This window comes from Flavobacterium sharifuzzamanii (genome assembly GCF_003254585.1).
Lineage (GTDB): Bacteria > Bacteroidota > Bacteroidia > Flavobacteriales > Flavobacteriaceae > Flavobacterium > Flavobacterium sharifuzzamanii.
This window is the reverse complement of the sequence record NZ_QJGZ01000037.1, coordinates 345044-362058: the sequence shown is the minus strand read 5'-3', so window position 1 is coordinate 362058 and position 17015 is coordinate 345044. Positions and strand designations below refer to the sequence as shown.

Here is a 17015-nt window from a genome sequence, read left to right as displayed (position 1 = left end):
CTTTTATTTATTGTTTGGAGCACTTTTATTTTGAAGCTTTTTCATGGTTAGAAAAAGGTGTAAACAAATAATACTCTTTTTTGTTTAAAAATTTAATTATTTTTGAGTGTGCAAATTTACAATTCTTTTTTAATAAACAAACAGTTAGCTTACTTTTTTTTAGTTTATTTCGAAAAGCTTTTTTTATATCCGATTATAGTGGGAATTACTATATTTGTGGATTAATTTTAAACATATCAAAATATGATTAATGAAGTTATAAAAAAGAATGGTATTACATACGGTATCGTAGCTGGAGTCGTTTCTGTTTTAATTACCTCTATTATATATAGTACAGATATCAAATTATTCACAGCATGGTGGGTAACTATTATGTCTTTAGTAATTTATATCGCTTTATCTATAACTTTAATTGTTAAAACAAAAAAAGAAATTAATAGCTTTTTCTCTTTTAAAGACACATTTACGACTTACTTTATATTTGCAGTAATCGCAATTTTAATTTCAGCAGTATTTAATATTATTCTGTTCAACTTCATAGACCCGCCGTTAAAAGAGACGATTAAAGAAATGACTTTAAAATATATGGCTGACATGATGCAAAAAATGGATGCCCCAGCAGCGAAAATCAATGAAGCTCTTCAAAAAATAAAAGATAGTGATCAATTATCTATTGGAGGAATATTAAAGGGGTCAGCATCAAACTTATTGGTAAGTTCAATTTTTGGACTAATTTTAGCCGCATTTTTCAAAAGCAAATCTACACAAGAATAAAAATATAAATGAATTTATCTATACTTATACCGCTTCTAAACGAGGAGGAATCACTTAAAGAACTCTACACTTGGATCATTAAAGTGATGCAGTCTAACAATTACTCTTATGAAATCATTTTTGTAGATGATGGTAGTACAGATAATTCTTGGCAGATTATTGAAGGTTTCTCTAACGAAAATCCAAATGTAAAAGGAATTCGTTTCATGAAAAACTTCGGAAAATCTCAGGCTTTACATGCTGGTTTTGCAAAGGCAAAAGGTGATGTTATCATTACTATGGATGCCGACTTGCAAGACAGTCCAGACGAAATTCCGGAATTGTACGAAATGATTACAGCTCAGAAATACGATTTGGTTTCTGGTTGGAAAAAGAAGCGTTACGATTCTGTTGTGGCAAAAAATCTTCCTTCAAAATTATTCAACTGGGCGGCTAGAAAAACTTCTGGCGTTGAACTGAATGATTTTAACTGCGGATTGAAAGCCTACAAAAATGTTGTGGTAAAAAACATTGAAGTTTCTGGCGAAATGCACCGCTATATTCCAGTTTTGGCTAAAAATGCTGGATTTGGAAAAATTGGCGAAAAAGTGGTAATTCACCAAGCAAGAAAATATGGTGAAACGAAGTTTGGAATGGAGCGTTTCATAAACGGCTTTCTGGATTTGATTACCATTTGGTTTTTATCAAGATTCGGGAAAAGACCAATGCACTTATTTGGCGCTATGGGTTCTTTAATGTTTATTATCGGATTTTTAGCAGCTGGATACATTGGAGTTTCTAAACTATACCACATGTATACAGGAATGAAATATAGCTTGGTTACAAACAACCCATGGTTTTATATTGCTTTGACGACCATGGTTCTTGGAACGCAGCTATTCTTAGCAGGATTCTTGGGCGAAATTATTTTAAGAACAAAAAATAACGAAGCAAGATATAAAGTAGCACGAGAGGTTAATTTTTAATTTTTCTTAAAGCACGTTTAATCCCCAATAACAGGCTATTTTAAACAAAACATAAAACGAAATCAAAAATGAATATAGCACCAAATATATTAAAAGCTGTAAACGAATGGCTAACACCAACATTCGATCAGGAAACGCAAGCTGCAGTTAAGGAATTAATGACAACTTCTCCAAAAGAACTTGAGGAGAGTTTTTATAAAAACTTAGAATTCGGAACTGGAGGAATGCGTGGTGTTATGGGTGTTGGTGATAACAGAATCAACAAATATACGCTTGGAAAAAACACTCAAGGATTATCTGATTACCTACATAAAGTTTTTCCAAACGAACCTTTAAAAGTGGTTATCGCTTACGATTGCCGTCATAACAGTAATACTTTAGCAAAAGTCGTAGCTGATGTTTTCTCAGCAAACGGAATTCAAGTTTATTTGTTTTCTGATTTGAGACCAACTCCAGAATTATCTTTTGCCCTTAAATATTTAAAATGTCAGTGCGGAATTGTTTTAACAGCTTCTCACAATCCGCCAGAATATAACGGTTACAAAGTTTACTGGCAAGATGGTGGACAAATTGTTCCTCCGCAAGACAAAGAAATTGTCAATGTGATTGAAAGTTTAGGCTATGACAAAATCAAATTTAACGCAAACGAAAGTTTGATTCAGTACATTGACACAGAACTTGACAAAGCATTTATAAAATCATCTATCGAAAACGCAAGTTTTAATACTCCGGCTGAAGCCAAAGACAATCTTCACATTGTGTTTACTTCATTACACGGAACTTCTATAAAATCAATTCCAGATGTTTTATCGCAAGCCGGATATAAAAATGTTCATATTGTTCCTGAACAGGCTGTACCAGACGGAGATTTCCCAACAGTAAAATCGCCAAATCCGGAAGAACCAGAAGCTTTAACAATGGCTTTGGCGTTGGCAGACAAAACAAATTCTGATATTGTAGTAGGAACAGATCCTGACTGTGACCGTTTAGGAGTTGCTGTTCGTAACAATGACGGCAAAATGATTTTATTGAACGGAAACCAAACTATGGTTTTAATGACTTCTTTCTTATTGAAACAATGGAAAAAAGCAGATAAACTTAACGGAAAACAATTCGTAGGTTCAACAATCGTTTCAACTCCAATGATGATGGAATTGGCAACAAGCTACGGTGTTGAGTGCAAAGTTGGATTGACAGGATTTAAATGGATCGCAAAAATGATCAAAGATTTTCCTGAACTTGAATTTATCGGAGGTGGTGAGGAAAGTTTCGGATTTATGGTTGGTGATGCCGTTAGAGATAAAGATGCTGTTGCCGCTACCTTATTAATTTGCGAAGTTGCTGCTCAAGCTAAAGCAGCAGGAAGCTCTGTTTATAAAGAACTTTTACAGCTTTATGTTGAAAATGGCTTCTACAAAGAATTCTTAGTTTCTTTAACTAAAAAAGGAATGGAAGGCTTGCAAGAAATCAACCAAATGATGATTGATTTACGCAAAAATCCTTTGAAAGAAATTAACGGACAAAGAGTTATTATGGTTGAGGATTATCAATCATCTATTGCTTTAAATTTATTAGACGGTTCAGAATCGACAATGGATATTCCGAAATCGAATGTATTGATTTATTATACAGAGGATGGTTCTAAAATTTGCGCAAGACCAAGCGGAACTGAACCTAAGATTAAATTCTACATTAGTGTAAATGCCGAAATCGAATCGGTTTCTGATTTTGATGAAGCAGAAAGTTTCTTAGATCAGAAAATTCAAAACATTATTGCAGATATGCAGTTGAATTAAATAAACCTTTTTTGAAAGTATTGCCATTTGCAAATAGTCTTTAAAAACAAGGAGTCCAATATTAAAACTCTGATTTGCATTTCTTAGAAGATGCAAAATCAGAGTTTTTTTTATAAAAAAAACCCAAAAGAAATTGAAAACAATCCAATTGGATTAATTTTGTGCAGTAAAAATTCACTAGCCAAAACTCAAATAACCATAACCAAGCAAAAAAATAACATCCAAAAATAAATGAGTAATTTCAAAAAAATAGTTCCTTTTATATACCCGTATAAAAGATACGCATTCTTAAATATCTTTTTCAATATTTTATATGCGCTTTTCAGTACACTTTCATTCATTGCCTTAATACCAATGCTTCAAGTTTTATTTGACAAAACCAAAGAAAACTATGAAAAGCCTTTATACACAGGGATTTTGGACATTAAAGAATATGGAGAAAATTACTTAAGCTACTATATTACAACTTCAAAAGGAACTCACGAATCTGGATATGTGCTATCTATAATGGTTGCCATAATCATCTCCATCTTTTTATTAAAAAACTTAGCTGATTACTTGGCAATGTTTTTCATCAATTTCTTGAGAAATGGTGTTTTAAAAGACATGCGAAATGCATTGTACAAAAAAACATTAGAACTTCCTTTGGCATTTTATTCTGAAAAAAGAAAGGGAGACGTAATTTCTAGAATTTCAGCTGACGTAAATGAGGTCCAAAACTCTTTTTTAGCAATTTTAGAGCTTATTGTAAAAGAACCTTTAACAATTATTTTTACGATCATCGCTATGCTTGTCATTAGTGCTAAACTGACTTTGTTTGTTTTCATTTTTATTCCGGTTTCTGGATATATTATTTCATTGATTGGAAAACAGCTTAAAAAACAATCTACCAAAGCTCAAGAAGAACAAGGGAAATTCCTTTCTACAATTGAAGAAACAATTGGCGGATTAAAAGTTGTAAAAGGATACAATGCTGAAAATTACTTTAATAATGTTTTTCAAAATTCGACAGACCGCTTTTTTACTTTATCAAATAGCATTGGAAACCGTCAAAACTTAGCTTCTCCAGCGAGTGAATTTATGGGAATTACCGTAATTGCTATTTTACTTTGGTACGGAGGTCAAATGGTTTTGATCGATAAAACTTTAGAAGGCGCTGCGTTTATCGCCTACATGGGATTAGCATACAACATTTTAACTCCTGCAAAAGCTATTTCTAAAGCTTCATACGGAGTAAAAAGAGGAAATGCGGCTGCAGAACGTGTTCTTGAAATCTTAGAACAAGAAAATACTATTGTTTCTAAAGAAAACGCAGTAGAAAAAACAACTTTTGATGATAATATCAATGTTCAAAATGTGAATTTCAAATATGAAGAAGAAACCGTTTTAAAAGACTTTTCTCTTCAAATTAAAAAAGGACAAACTGTTGCGCTTGTTGGTCAATCTGGAAGTGGAAAAAGTACTATTGCCAATTTATTGACTCGTTTTTACGATGTAAACGACGGCTCAATTTCTATTGACGGAATCAACATTAAAGACATGAATCTGCAATCGCTTCGCAGCTTAATGGGATTGGTTACACAAGACAGTATTTTATTTAATGATACAATCAAAGCCAATATTTCTTTAGGAAAATTGGACGCCACTGATGATGAAATTATAGAAGCTCTTAAAATTGCAAATGCTTATGAATTTGTGAAAGACCTTCCACAAGGAATTTATACTAATATCGGAGATAGCGGAAACAAACTGTCTGGTGGACAGAAACAACGTTTATCTATTGCAAGAGCAGTATTGAAGAACCCGCCGATTATGATTTTGGATGAAGCAACATCGGCACTGGATACAGAAAGCGAAAAATTTGTTCAGGTTGCACTCGAAAACATGATGCAAAACAGAACTTCAATTGTAATTGCACACCGTCTTTCTACAATTCAAAAAGCAGATGTGATTGTGGTAATGCAAAAAGGTAAAATCGTTGAACAAGGAACTCATGAAGAACTGATTGCTCATAACGGAACTTACAATAAATTGGTAACCATGCAGTCTTTCGAATCATAAGATTTTTACATACCCAAATAATCTAACACAGATTAAGGAAATATTAAAACTCAGTTTAATTTCTTTAATCTGTGTTTATTTTTATAACTTTAGGATAGTTAAAGATTGAAATTTAATTCTTTCAGAAAATGTATCTTAACAACCCCAACATAAAACTTCCTGACGATCCCGATACTATTGTTTGGAAATATCTAGACTTATCTAAATTTCTTGATTTATTACTTTCGAAGAAACTTTTTATGTCACGTTCAGACAAGTTTGAAGACCAATATGAAGGTACTTTTAGCGAACCAACTTATGAAGAGATTAAAAAACTTGCCGCTGATAATCCCGAGTTTTTAAATTACTACAAAACGCATCGGGAAAAAGTAGCTATTAGCAGCTGGCATATTAACGAATATGAATCTTTTGCCATGTGGCAGATTTTTACCAAAAATAATGAAGGTTTAGCCATTCAGTCCACCATTAGAAGACTGCAGAAAGCCGTAAAACCTGAAAACAATTTTGACCAGTACATTGGTGAGGTGAATTACATCGATTATAAAAAAGAATATATTCCGTTTGATGATTTATTCTTTCCGTTTTTATTTAAGAGAAAAAGTTTTCAATACGAAAGAGAAGTTCGAATTCTGAGTGACACTTCAAAAAGCGAAATCAAATTAAACGATGGATTAAAGATCAACGTCGACATTAATCAGCTTATTGAAAAAATATACATTCATCCAAAATCTGAAAACTGGTACAAAAAACTGGTAATTGAATTGGTCGAGCGACTAGGTTTTGGTTTCGAAATTGAAAAATCAGATTTAGAAAGTGATATATTAATTTAAAGCTACTAAGGTTCTGAGATACTAAGATTCTATGGTTTGCCACAGATTAAAAGGATTAGAAAGATTTTTTCCCGTTTCTGATTTGATTATGTTCCGTAGGAACATTTCATCGGTAGAAAAATTATATTGTTTTGTTTAATTACGTTCCGTAGGAACGTTTGATTTTAATATTTTTTTCAACAATGCAACACATCAAACGTTCCTATGGAACGTAAATGTGCTGGCATGATTTTTTTTCTACCGATCAAACATTCCTACGGAATGAACGAGTCTAGACATAAAAATGGAAAACGTTGTTTTCATTATGGAAAACAATTTAAAAGAGAGAGGCTGTTTCAACAAATTGAAACAGCCTCTCTCTTTTATAAAAAATCTTTTTAATCCTTTTAATCTGTGGCAAAAAAACTTAGAACCTTAGCAACTTAAATAGGTTTATAATTCTTTACTTCCCATTTTTTAGAAGATAAATCTATATAGTTGTAGTGCAACACATCATTTTTATCAAACTGACCGTTTTGGTTAGTATCTTCAATAGTTCTAAAATACAGACGGTTTTTAGATTCGATTAAGCTCCAATCTACCAACTCTTGAAGATCTGCAGAAACTTTGGTAAAGTTTTCTCCGCTAATATCACTTAAATATAAAGTTTTAATATCGCTAGTGTCTATTTTACCATCTTTATTGGTATCTGAATCCGTAAGTGTATAAACCATCACATTATTATGCGTTTTGTCAGCAACTGTTTTTAAATACGTAGCTGTTAAAATCAAAACTGGTTTGTCTGACAAAGGTCGGATAGAATCTGAATCTACTTTTTGGAATTTTAAATTCTGCAGATAACCTGTAATCTCATATTCACCCAAATTAGAAATAGTAAAACTCACATCATTAACACTTGAAGAACCAAATCTAGCTTTAGACCCTCTTTCAAAAACCCTTAAATCTCCAACTGGATGGATTAAATAATTAGTCCCTTCCATTTGAATAGGAAGATCTGCAATTTCAATTTGAGTTGTATCGGTTTTAGTAACGCTTACCTTATTTGAAGCGCCATAGCTTACTTTTGGTTTTTGAACTTCTTCTCGACAGCTGATTACTGTTCCGATAAGTATAAAGGCGATATATTTAAAATACTTTTTCATCTACATTGATTATATACGATTATCAAATATACTATTTTTGATTGTATTTTTGAGTTTTATTGAATTTTACTGAGCAATTGCAAAGCAGATTACAACCTCGCATTTATCTTAACGTTAAAAACCCTTGAAGTCATATAATTTGGAATCGCATATTGATTTTTTGAATACACATCACGAACCCAAGTATTTGTAATCGCATTTTGATTATTGAAAAGATTGAAAATTTCCAATCCAACGGCTAACTCTTTAAAGTTTTTCAGCCAGCCTTTTTTTGTATTTTGTGTACTAGCGTCTACAAAAACCTTTGCAAAACCAATATCAGCTCTTCTGTAATCATTCAATCTATTTTGATATAAATACGGATCAGAATATGCTGGCGCACCTCCAGGCAAACCTGTATTGTAAACCAAATTCAAATACACTTTTACACTTGGAATATTCGGCATGTAGTCTTGAAAAAGCATTGCAAATTTCAAACGCTGGTCTGTCGGACGGGCAATATAACCTCTATCTTCGTAATTTTCTTCGGTTTTCAAATATCCAAAACTTATCCAAGATTCTGTTCCTGGCACAAATTCGCCGTTTAATCTAAAATCAAGACCTTGCGCATACGCTTTTGCATTGTTATTGGCAACGTAGCGAATTCGAACGTTATCTATTGAATAAACGTTAACATCTGAAAGTGATTTATAATATAGTTCTGTCACCCATTTAAAAGGACGATTCCACATTTTAAAATTATAATCATTACCCAAAACAATATGAACAGATTCCTGAGCTTTCACATTCGGTTTTACAACCCCATCCAAATCTCGCAATTCTCTATAAAATGGAGGCTGATGATATAATCCGCCCGAAATCCTGAAAACCATATCACGATCCCAATCTGGCTTTATCGCAAATTGCGCACGCGGACTTACCACAAACTGTGTTTTTCCTTCTTCTAAAGCTCCCGCAACATTCCAGCCTTGAAAACGCGCTCCCAAATGATACCAGATCTGACTTGAACCAATTTCTGATTGCTTGTTCCATTGCGCATAACCAGAAAACCTATTTATGGCATTAAAATTGGTTGCTCGTATATTTTGATATGGCAAAAGTGGTCCCGTATAAGGTGTATATGGCTGATTATTTTTTGGAAGAATAACCAACGGCGGATTTATAGAAAATCCAGCCGAATCAATTACTTCCCACTCCACTACTCGATCTCGAATAGATTCTCTTGTATATTTTAAACCAAATTCTAACTGACTTTCTTTCCAATCTTTAATTCCTTTCAATTCGATATTTGCAATTAACGCATCGAGATCATTACGAGCGTGATTCAGCTGAGAACCAATTCCCCGAGTAAAATCAACTGCAGATGCATTTTCTGGATCTTCAGCGTTTACATTTCCTAGACGATATTGTGCCAAAATATCAAAATGTTCTTGTTCTGTAGTATGAAATAGAGAACCAATCAATTTAAGAGTAAGAGATGGCGACGCTTTATAAGTAGTTTTTAAAGCGCCAAAATAAGTGTTATACTGATCTTTTTCTTGCCCCTCGTAATAAACTGCAAGTGCCATTGGCTGATCTAAAGTTCCAAAATTTGTCTGACGAACTAAAGGCTCATATGAATATTTATTCTGAGAAATATTTCCTAAAAAGCTCATTTGCCATTTTTCAGAAATATCATAATTTACATTAGTCTGAATGTCAGCAAAAGTGGGTTTATAATTTGTCTCTGTATCTTGGCTATTTACCAAAAGACTATTATTTCGGTAACGAACTCCTGTTACGGCAGACCACTTTTTATTTTTAGAAACTAAATCGACTGCAGCACTTCCACCTAAAAAACTGGCTTCAAAAGCAGCACCGAACCGAGTTGGTTTTCGATATGTAATATCTAAAACAGAAGATAATTTATCTCCGAACTTCGCCTGAAATCCACCTGCAGAAAATTCAACATTCTGTACTAAATCTGTATTTGTAAAACTTAAACCTTCTTGCTGTCCTGAACGAATTAAAAACGGACGATATACTTCTACTTCATTTACATAAACTAGGTTTTCATCATAATTTCCGCCACGAACCATGTATTGTGTGCTTAATTCGTTATTCGAATTAACACCGGGAAGCGTTTTCAAAATGTTTTCGATTCCAGCATTTGCGCCTGGAATTTTCTTTAAAGTTTCGGTATCAACCGAAGTAATTCCTTGAACTCTTTTTCTATTTCCAGAAGAAACAAAAACTTCTCCCATTTGCTCTTCAGAATTACTCATAATAGGATTAAAAACAAAAACTTCATTTGTTTTCAAACTAACCGTCAAACTCATCATTTTTAATGAAACGTGAGTAAAAATAAGAGAAACCTTTTTATTTGATGGAATTTCAATTTCATAAAATCCATTTGCATCAGATTGTACAGAAGTTCCTTGAGACGAAATATTTACACTCGCAACAGGATGTTTTTCCACATCTAATATTAGCCCTTTTATGCGGGCATTTTGAGCTAAAGCAATACAGCTGAAAAATAAAAAAAGAAAAGCGAATGTAAACCTGTTGTAACTCAAAGATTTTGGGTTTTATTTTTGTTGACTTCTAAAAAAACGAGTTTCAAAGATAGTAGTATTTCCTACATTATCAACAACTTCAACTTTTAATACGTTTTCACCTTCTGCTAAATATTGATCATCAAAAGTATGCGTAATTCTTCTGGCTTTATTTTCGTATTCAAACAAAACCCAAGTTCCGTTCAAATAGCCATTATAAAATTTTATTCCAGATAGAGAATCGCTTATCGTCAAATCAATTTTCTTTTGATCGCTAATCCATTTTCCTTCAATTGGTTTTGCAATTTTAACAACTGGAGCAATCGTATCGAGAACTAAACCGTATGTACCTAATATTTTTGCTTTTGCAGTAAAAACATCACCTTTTCTGATTGTTCCGTTATAACTTGTTCCCTTACCAATATAAAGCTTATCTCTTAATGACTCTGGATAAGTATCGTCTTTTATAGTGATTGTAAAATTTGAATGCACGGGAACTGTATCGTCATGAATGAAAAGTTTGTTACTTCTAACATCAAAATTCATATTAAAATCATCGTAGAAAGTTCCAGCAGGAAAGAAAACTGACATTTTATCTTTCTCAAAATTGGCATCTCTATTATATTTTATAAAATACTTCCCATTAACCGACTCTGACTCCACAAGAGGTGTTGCAGTATCAAATTCAATCGGAACCGTGATCGAATTCATATTTCCAAAATAATCTGAAACCTCTATTTTGTAATTTGAAGTTAAATTAGGTTCTGCTTTGACAATACCGCGAAGTGAATCGGTTTTAATAATACTTAAAGCAAAAGGTGTTTTCATAAAAAGTTTCTGCACACGCTGTCCCGATTTTTTATAACGAGAATAATCTATCAATGCATTTACATAACGCATTTCATCAAAAGAATAAGTATTAAATTGATAATTATAATTCTGATTTCCGTTTAAAAAAGTCGAAACATTAAAAACTCCATTTTTATTATGTGAAACATCATCGGTATCAACAGCATTAATTCCGAAACCAATTTTTCCGTTTGCTTTAACTTTTGAAGCTAGATAAGTTCCGTCTTTTTGAAGCGCCATGTTTACCAGCAAAGGCTGTTTGGATTGATTAACCATAGCATTATCCAACGGATAAACATACAAACTAGATAAAGTTGGTTTTTTAGTATCTTTTAAATTTTGGTCAAAGCCAAAGAAAATCGGGTTGATAACAAATTCTGTTTTAGTATCTCGAATTTCAAAATGAAGATGTGGTCCTTCTGACGAACCCGTATTTCCTGAAAGTCCGATTATATCACCTTTTTTTACAGGAAGTTCGTCTGGTTTTGGAAACATTTCAATTTCATAAGCTTTTTCTTTGTAATGCGTTTTTTTTACATAATCTAAAATTGCCCCTGTTGGTGTTTGCAAATGTCCATAAACAGAAGTATATCCGTTCGGATGCGTTATGTAGATGCATTTTCCGTTTCCAAAAGTCGAAATTTTAATTCTTGACACATATCCATCTGCAATTGCATGCACGCTCAAACCTTCTCTTTGATTAGTTTTTAAATCAAAACCAGCATGAAAATGATTAGGTCTCAACTCCCCAAAATTACCTGAAAGTTGCATTGGAATATCTAATGGAGGACGGAAATAATCTTTAGGATATTGTGTTTGAGCAAACACAGAATTACAAATTAAAAGGGCAAGTACATATAATCTCATAAACAACATTTTTGCTAAGATAAGCAAAAATAAGCCAATAAAAGCAAGAAAAAAGCTTCAAAAACTCAATTAATTGAATTACAATATATTTATCTAAAATAATGCAAAAAAATCGATAAAAAATTGCATTAATAAAAAGGAATATTAACTTTGTAGGATTAAGTAATGAATAGGATGTATAATGAGTGTAATTGCAGAAATAATTGATACTCTTGAATATAAAGTTGAAAAGCTTTTTGAGAAATCAAAAGCCTTTGAACAAAACAATCAAGTATTACGATTAGAACTAGCCAAAGCTGCGCAAATTATCCAGAAACAATCTGAGGAAATGGAAGCTTTGAAGAAGCAAAATGAAACACTTAAGATAGCCAATTCGTTGCTTGGCAGCGACAATAACAAGAGAGAGACAAAGCTTAAAATAAATTCATTAATTCGCGAAATTGATTACTGCATAGCGCAACTATCAGATTAATAATATGGACGGAAAGCTTAGAATTAAAATATCAATTGCCGATCGCGTTTACCCACTTACGGTTGAACCCGCTCAAGAAGAAGGACTCAGAAGTGCTTCTAAGAAAATTGATGCCATGATCAAGCAGTTCGAAGAAAATTACGCGGTTCGTGATAAACAAGATGTTCTAGCAATGTGTGCATTACAATTTGCATCGCAAGTAGAACAAAAACAGATTGATAATGCAATCGATGGAGAAGAGACTATCGAAAGAATTAAAAGATTAAACACGCTTTTAGATCAATATCTCGAAAATTAAACGTTCTTTACAGAAACTAAGATACTGCCTACATTAGTTCACATTTGGTAAACTCAACACTAACAATTTAGAATGAGCAAATCGTCGCTACTATAGTATGCCCTCCATTTGGCTGGGAAACTTGAACAGTGAGTTAGCTCAAAACTTGTCTTTACGAGTTTATACAAGCAATTAATGTAGGCTTTTTTTATATATAAACCCTAACAAACATGGACATCATAACGATCATTATTGGTATTGTAGGTATTGCAGCAGGATTTGCAATAGCTAAAATTATCGAGAAAAGTAATATTTCAAACCTAATTAAAAACGCTAAAAAAGAAGCGGCTTCTATCTTAAAAGACGCAAATTTAGAAGCAGAAAATATCAAAAAAGATAAAATTCTTCAAGCAAAAGAGCGTTTTATCGAACTTAAATCAGAACACGAACAAGTTATTTTAGCACGTGATAAAAAAGTTGCTGAAGTAGAAAAACGCGTTCGCGATAAAGAATCTCAAGTTTCTAATGAACTTTCTAAAGCTAAAAAAGTAAACGAAGACTTTGAAGCTAAAACAGCTGAATACAACAATAAAATTGAGGTTTTAGACAAAAAACAAGCTGAAGTTGACAAACTTCACAAAAGCCAGTTACAACAATTAGAAGTAATCTCTGGTCTTTCTGCTGAAGAAGCTAAAGAACAATTGGTAGAAGGTTTAAAAGCTGAAGCCAAAACAAAAGCAATGTCTCATATTCAAGAAACAATTGAAGAGGCAAAACTTACTGCACAGCAGGAAGCTAAAAAAATCATCATTAATACGATACAAAGAGTTGGAACTGAAGAAGCAGTTGAAAACTGCGTTTCTGTTTTCAACATTGAATCTGACGATGTAAAAGGACGTATTATTGGACGTGAAGGACGTAACATTAGAGCACTTGAAGCTGCAACTGGAGTTGAAATTATTGTTGATGACACACCAGAAGCTATTATCCTTTCTTGCTTTGATCCTGTTCGTAGAGAAATTGCTCGTTTGTCTTTACACAAATTAGTAACTGACGGACGTATTCACCCAGCACGTATCGAAGAAGTTGTTGCTAAAACCGCAAAACAAATCGATGACGAAATTATCGAAGTTGGAAAACGTACGGTTATTGACTTAGGAATTCACGGTTTACACCCAGAATTGATTAAAGTTGTAGGTAGAATGAAATACCGTTCTTCTTACGGACAAAACTTATTACAGCACTCGAGAGAAGTTTCTAAACTTTGCGGTATTATGGCTGCAGAATTAGGATTGAACGTGAAATTAGCAAAAAGAGCTGGTTTATTACACGATATCGGAAAAGTGCCAGATACAGAAAGTGATTTGCCACACGCGCTTTTAGGTATGCAGTGGGCTGAGAAATATGGTGAGAAAGAAGAAGTATGCAACGCGATTGGAGCGCACCACGACGAGATTGAAATGAAGTCTTTATTGTCTCCAATTATTCAGGTTTGTGATGCTATTTCTGGAGCTAGACCAGGCGCAAGACGTCAGGTTCTTGATTCTTACATCCAGCGTCTGAAAGATCTTGAAGATGTTGCTTACGGATTCAGCGGAGTTAAAAATGCTTACGCAATTCAAGCCGGTAGAGAACTTCGTGTAATTGTAGAAAGTGAAAAAGTTTCTGATGATAATGCAGCAAACTTATCTTTCGAAATTTCACAAAAAATTCAAACAGAAATGACTTATCCTGGACAGGTAAAAGTTACAGTTATTAGAGAAACTAGGGCTGTAAACATTGCTAAATAATCCAAAGAACATAGATAAAAAAATAAAGGCTGTCAATTGACAGCCTTTATTTTTTTATCTATGTTCTAAAATTTCTACATATCATTAAAAATGATTTTAAAACTTGTTCCTACTCCTACCTCACTTTCTACTTCAACCGTTCCTTTCATCGCTTCAATTTGATTCCTAGTTATATACAACCCAATTCCGCGAGCTTCTTCATGTTTATGAAAGGTTTTATACATGCCGAATAGCAAATCGCCATAGACTTTCAAATCGATTCCGAGGCCATTATCAGTAATTTTTAGAGATTTAAATCCTTCAGGTTCAATTGCAAAATCAAAAGTAATGATTGGATCACGATCTGGATGTGCATATTTAATCGCGTTTGTTGTAAAATTCAACAAAACACTCTCCATATAAGCCGGATTAAAATTAATCGTTAAATACTTTGGAACATTGTTTATAATAGTAACCTTTCTCTGTTGATGATACCCTTTGATTGTCGAAATAGTCTTCTCGATATACTCGCAAAGTTTTAGCGGAACTACGGCAATATTAATATTACTCTGTGTTTTTACAATTTGAGTAAGATTTGAAATAGTTTCATTCAGATCATTAGAAACAGTTCGCAAATATTCCAGCATTTCTGTTACAGTCTGCTTGCTAACATCAGCATCAATAAGATCTAAAATCGATTTTATATTTCCAGCTTGTGTATTTAGATTATGAGAAACAATATGCGAAAAGTTCAACAAACGGCTATTTTGATCGCTATACAACTTCATTGTTTTCATAAGATCCAGCTCTTTTTCTTTCTGAGCCGAAACATCTGTATGTGTACCAATTACCCGCAAAGGTTTTCCGTTTTCATCGCGCTTAATTACCTTCCCCCTATCCAAAATCCATTTGTAATTACCGCTAGAAGTCATTACACGATGGTAATTTTCATAAAACGGAATTTTATTATCAAAATGTTCATGTATATCTGAATAATATTTTGGAAGATCATCTGGATGCACAATTTTATCCCATCGTTCTGGATCATCAAAAATATCAGTAGACTCCAATTCTAAGATTTTAAGAGACAAAGAAGAGTAAAAAACCCTATTAGTAACCATATCCCAGTCCCAAATTCCAGCCGTAGATGCATCTAGAGCAAATTGAAAACGTTCTTCAGAAATTCGAAGCTTCTCCTCTTTATCTTTTAGCTCAGTAATATCAGAGACATGCCCATAAAAGACAACATTTCCATTTGCAGCAGATTCTGTTTTTGCAGCAATTTTGAACCAGCAAATCCCTTTTTTAGGAAGAGTAGCTCTAAATTCAATTTTCCAAGGTTTTATTTCTTTTCTAGCTTTGACTAAAGACTGAAAAAAAAGTTCGCGATCTAGAGGTAAAATTCGATCGTAAATTATAAACTTAATATCATTATTAAAATCTGTAGAAGAAAGCTCAAATATTTCATCTACCGATTTACTTACAAGAGGAAACGTGTAATTATTATCAGCATCAATAACAAACTGAAAAAGCAGGTCAGGCATTTCGGCCAACAATTTTTTATAAAAATTATTTACCTCTAAGCAATCTTCATTTCCATATAAATCAAAAACCATATGCTACTCTTTTATGTAAATAAGATATCGGAACTTATTCAGCAAAGCAAAAAAACTAAGCTCAACTTTGCTTTTCGCCTTAATTAAAACAAAATTTTAACACAATATATGAATTTTCAAAACAAAAACATAGACAGTTATAAAAATAATTATCTTCTAGGATGAAAACTATGCATTACTTCTTTTAAAAAACTGCGATCCAAATGCACATAAATTTCGGTTGTTGTAATAGATTCATGGCCAAGCATTAATTGAATAGATCTTAGGTCAGCACCATTTTCAAGCAGATGAGTTGCAAAAGAATGCCTCAAGGTATGCGGACTAATACTTTTTTTAAGCCCCATTTTCTGAGCAAGATCTTTGATTATAGTAAACACCATTGCACGAGTTAACTGATTCCCTCGTCTATTTAAGAACAAAGTATCTTCAGCTCCTTTTTTTATATTGAGATTTGAGCGAACAGCATTTTTGTAAATTTCAATATATTTCTGAGTTAATGGTCCGATCGGCACAAACCTTTCCTTGTTTCCCTTACCAGTGATTTTAACAAAACCTTCATCAAAAAAAAGATCTGAAATTTTAAGTGTAATCAGTTCAGAAACACGTAATCCGCAGCCATAAAGCGTTTCCAGCATTGCTCTATTTCGCTCACCTTCGTTAGTGCTTAAATCGATTGTTTCAATCAAAGCATCAATTTCCTGAAGCGATAAAGTATCAGGTAGCTTACGGCCAGTTTTTGGCGCTTCGATTAATTCTAAAGGATTATCATTTCTATAATCTTCAAAAACCAAATAGTTAAAGAAACTTTTAAGACCAGAAATAATCCTTGCCTGAGACCTCGGATTCACCTCCTTGGCCACTGAATAAATAAACTGCTGTAAAGTTTCATCTGAAATTTTTATTGGCGAAACATCAATTTTATTAGTTTCTAAAAAAAGACATAAGCGCTCGATATCAAAGCCGTAGTTTTCGATTGTATTTTTAGACAAACCTCTCTCAATCCTTAAGTACGACTGATAATCTTTTATATATCTGCTCCAATTCATATTTACAAATAACGTAA

At 33.0% G+C, this 17015-nt stretch carries 13 protein-coding genes; 8 read left to right on the top strand and 5 right to left on the bottom strand.

The window, feature by feature from the left end; genetic code table 11:
- Positions 1–243 precede the first annotated feature (243 nt).
- The 5 genes from DMA14_RS10250 to DMA14_RS10230 all read left to right on the top strand — a co-directional run bounded on the left by DMA14_RS10250 (position 244) and on the right by DMA14_RS10230 (position 6426).
- Positions 244–774 (top strand): DUF4199 domain-containing protein, encoded by a 531-nt coding sequence (locus DMA14_RS10250; protein ID WP_111424572.1) that lies wholly within the window; start codon positions 244–246, stop codon positions 772–774.
- Positions 775–782: 8 nt separating this feature from the next.
- A complete protein-coding gene (locus DMA14_RS10245; protein WP_111424571.1) occupies positions 783–1739 on the top strand; it encodes a glycosyltransferase family 2 protein in 957 nt (318 codons plus the stop codon).
- A 68-nt stretch (positions 1740–1807) separates the two neighbouring features.
- Positions 1808–3535, top strand: a complete 1728-nt coding sequence (locus DMA14_RS10240; protein ID WP_111424570.1) for a phospho-sugar mutase — start codon at positions 1808–1810, stop codon at positions 3533–3535.
- Positions 3536–3766: 231 nt separating this feature from the next.
- Positions 3767–5596 carry an ABC transporter ATP-binding protein gene (locus tag DMA14_RS10235; RefSeq protein WP_111424569.1) on the top strand — a complete coding sequence of 610 codons (1830 nt, stop codon included), beginning with the start codon at positions 3767–3769 and terminating at the stop codon, positions 5594–5596.
- 128 nt (positions 5597–5724) lie between these two features.
- Positions 5725–6426 carry a DUF2971 domain-containing protein gene (locus DMA14_RS10230; RefSeq protein ID WP_111424568.1) on the top strand — a complete coding sequence of 234 codons (702 nt, stop codon included), beginning with the start codon at positions 5725–5727 and terminating at the stop codon, positions 6424–6426.
- A gap of 422 nt (positions 6427–6848) precedes the next feature.
- Here DMA14_RS10230 and DMA14_RS10225 read toward each other — a convergent pair whose 3' ends face one another.
- The 3 genes from DMA14_RS10225 to DMA14_RS10215 form a co-directional block, all read right to left on the bottom strand.
- Complete coding sequence (locus tag DMA14_RS10225) at positions 6849–7568, bottom strand: CREC-EF hand family protein (RefSeq protein ID WP_111424567.1); 720 nt, start codon at positions 7566–7568, stop codon at positions 6849–6851.
- Between the two features lie 89 nt (positions 7569–7657).
- Entirely contained in the window at positions 7658–10123 is a 2466-nt protein-coding gene (locus DMA14_RS10220; protein ID WP_111424566.1) for a TonB-dependent receptor, read from the bottom strand.
- Between the two features lie 12 nt (positions 10124–10135).
- The gene (locus DMA14_RS10215) at positions 10136–11818 is read right to left on the bottom strand and encodes a M23 family metallopeptidase (protein WP_111424565.1); all 1683 of its coding nucleotides are present in this window, start codon (positions 11816–11818) and stop codon (positions 10136–10138) included.
- Positions 11819–11999: 181 nt separating this feature from the next.
- Between DMA14_RS10215 and DMA14_RS10210 the strand changes: the two genes are divergently transcribed.
- From DMA14_RS10210 to rny, 3 genes are all read left to right on the top strand, one after another.
- Positions 12000–12290 (top strand): hypothetical protein, encoded by a 291-nt coding sequence (locus tag DMA14_RS10210; protein ID WP_008464802.1) that lies wholly within the window; start codon positions 12000–12002, stop codon positions 12288–12290.
- A gap of 4 nt (positions 12291–12294) precedes the next feature.
- Positions 12295–12588, top strand: a complete 294-nt coding sequence (locus DMA14_RS10205; protein ID WP_008464801.1) for a cell division protein ZapA — start codon at positions 12295–12297, stop codon at positions 12586–12588.
- 209 nt (positions 12589–12797) lie between these two features.
- Positions 12798–14357 carry a ribonuclease Y gene (gene rny / locus DMA14_RS10200; RefSeq protein WP_111380131.1) on the top strand — a complete coding sequence of 520 codons (1560 nt, stop codon included), beginning with the start codon at positions 12798–12800 and terminating at the stop codon, positions 14355–14357.
- A gap of 74 nt (positions 14358–14431) precedes the next feature.
- On the opposite strand, the gene DMA14_RS10195 is transcribed toward rny, so the two are convergent.
- Together DMA14_RS10195 and xerD are read right to left on the bottom strand one after the other, a co-directional pair.
- Positions 14432–15952 (bottom strand): sensor histidine kinase, encoded by a 1521-nt coding sequence (locus DMA14_RS10195; protein ID WP_111424564.1) that lies wholly within the window; start codon positions 15950–15952, stop codon positions 14432–14434.
- 149 nt (positions 15953–16101) lie between these two features.
- Positions 16102–16998, bottom strand: coding sequence for a site-specific tyrosine recombinase XerD (gene xerD / locus DMA14_RS10190; RefSeq protein ID WP_111424563.1), 897 nt, complete (start codon positions 16996–16998; stop codon positions 16102–16104).
- Positions 16999–17015 lie beyond the last annotated feature (17 nt).